2 protein-coding genes are annotated in these 1,661 nt (G+C 30.8%); both read right to left on the bottom strand.

The annotated features are described in order from the left end of the window. Window positions 1–599 precede the first annotated feature (599 nt). Window positions 600–782, bottom strand: coding sequence for a PspC domain-containing protein (locus ACTJJ9_RS26240; RefSeq protein WP_145585421.1), 183 nt, complete (start codon window positions 780–782; stop codon window positions 600–602). A gap of 56 nt (window positions 783–838) precedes the next feature. Then, window positions 839–1,492 (bottom strand): hypothetical protein, encoded by a 654-nt coding sequence (locus ACTJJ9_RS26235; protein ID WP_145585422.1) that lies wholly within the window; start codon window positions 1,490–1,492, stop codon window positions 839–841. Window positions 1,493–1,661 lie beyond the last annotated feature (169 nt).

Here is a 1,661-nt window from a genome sequence, read left to right as displayed (position 1 = left end):
CGCTGCTTGATTTCTCCTTCATAAAAAAGTTTAAATCTCTATAAATTTAAACTTTTTTTGAAGGCCACCAAGCGAAAGCGCGGTAGAAATCTGTGTCTATTTTCTTGACGTAGTATCAAAACTTAGAAATAACGCATGTGGTAAAGTTTTTTCAAAATTCAACCCTAACTTGGAGATGTTAAAATACTTAATTCATATTTTTATTAATCTATAATATATATTTTTATTATTTTATTAATTTTTATACCTGTTTTTGTCCATGTTTTTTTTCCATTAAGTTGAATAACCTTATTTCAAGTTCTCCTCAATATACTTCAACCAATTTTTATTATCAGTAAATCCAGTTGTAAAACTCCAATTAATCAATAGGTAGATTTTTTGGTTGACTAAAGTTATGATAAGTGGCTCTCCTTTTGTAAAATAACCGAGCCTATTATCGCCGTTGATTGCAAGCCTTCCAAAAGAATCGTCAAATTCACATTTTATAGACATGCTTTTTGTGATATTCCTTGTCGTTTTGCACTATACAGCACAAACGTTTTTCAATAAGAAACTCGATCCACTTTACTGAAGAATTATTTCTCATTTTTTGAAAAAAATTATAATGACGGGGGGTTTTCAGACATTGTATTAGTAAGTATTAAATATATAAGAATATTAGCAGGTAAAAAAATGAAAATTAATCTAACAGCCAAAGATGATATACCAAAATACTCAGCTATACCACCGCAAACACCACTTATCGACTTATCTGATGTTGATTTTCTTAACTTATCTTTCATTTTAATTCCTCCGTTTTATTTAACAATCACATAAATTTCAAACGAAACAATCCCAACTATAAAATCCGTGTAGTCTCTCCGTCTATTAACTTAAAATGAATATTTTTCGATGAGCCGCTATCAATATGTTTTGGAGTATCTGATAAGTCGAGTAATTTCTTCAAATGAATGGATTTTTTTTGATTAGCTTCTATTGTAATTCTATATGGACCAGCTATATTCATAAGTGACTCCACTTGCAATTCGTCTTCCGTAGGAAAAGAATCTAAAAATTCTAATTCAAATGTTACAGCTTCATTGCTATGATTATGTAATACAAGATTACATTCTCCATTTATTATGTCTTCACTCACATCCTCAAAATTACAATTTCCATTACCATCATAAGAAATAGATTGAATGCCGTTTGCAAATGTTTCTTGGTACAACGAAATTAGGAAAGTTGGTAAAATTGAATATATAATTAGAACTGCAACTATTGTTCTAAAATAATATTTCTTAATCCCAACGATAAGTAAAATCAATGCCACTATAAATAATACGGTGCCAACTACACCGAGCCAAATATACCCATTTAAATCGCTAATTGGGAAAGACATGAATGTAGAATGAGCTCCAAGTGTTACATTATTAGGAAAAGGGAAAGATAAATACATACATATAGCTAAAATAATAAACGAACTAAGTATTGCTAATTTACTTCTTATCATCTTATACCTCGTCTCTGCTGCTTTAAAATTCCACCACTTTAGTGTAATACTGTGTATTGCAAAATAAAAGTGCAGAGTATTGCAAGCTGATTTGTCGTTGCTACTTTACATGGAGTGGTGGGCATGATAGCCTTTCGTGGCAAAGCCAGCCCTTGATCTTGCTGGCTTC

The organism is Metabacillus sp. 22489 (genome assembly GCF_052044855.1).
Lineage (GTDB): Bacteria > Bacillota > Bacilli > Bacillales > Bacillaceae > Metabacillus > Metabacillus niabensis.
The sequence above is the reverse complement of the archived record's forward strand: the minus strand, read 5'-3'. Positions and strand labels throughout refer to the sequence as shown.

What these genes read in the sequence shown, in the direction of transcription:
- ACTJJ9_RS26240 (WP_145585421.1), bottom strand. Translation starts at nt 782, where the DNA reads ATGAAAGATAAGTTAAGAAAATCAACATCAGATAAGTCGATAAGTGGT.
- ACTJJ9_RS26235 (WP_145585422.1), bottom strand. Translation starts at nt 1,492, where the DNA reads ATGATAAGAAGTAAATTAGCAATACTTAGTTCGTTTATTATTTTAGCT.